The organism is Pseudoalteromonas sp. S1727, assembly GCF_005886375.1.
Lineage (GTDB): Bacteria > Pseudomonadota > Gammaproteobacteria > Enterobacterales > Alteromonadaceae > Pseudoalteromonas > Pseudoalteromonas haloplanktis.
The window spans coordinates 1-286 of the sequence record NZ_PNDT01000271.1; the positions used below are offsets into that span (position 1 = coordinate 1).

The following is a 286-nucleotide window of genomic DNA, read 5'->3' on the forward strand; positions in this document are numbered from 1 at the left end:
CACCAAACCACGACGTTGTAATTCCATATTTGCTTCGAATACTTCGCGCTTTAATTCTGTGTAGCTCATGCTTTTGCTCCATCAACATACTGTGCTAACGCTTGATAGTTAGCATAGAGTTCGTTATAAACTGCTACTCGCTCAGGGTTCGGTAGGTATTGATGACACACAGCTGAAGCCATAACTTGCTGAGCATCTGCAACGCTTGCATATTCACCAGCAGCAACTGCTGCCATAATTGCAGCACCAAGCGCACAGCTTTGCTCGCTTTCAAGCACATAAAATG

At 44.8% G+C, this 286-nt stretch carries 1 pseudogene; it reads right to left on the reverse strand.

The features are described from left to right. Positions 1–65 precede the first annotated feature (65 nt). Positions 66–286 (reverse strand): annotated as a pseudogene (locus tag CWB85_RS21980) (ribulokinase); the annotation flags it as partial.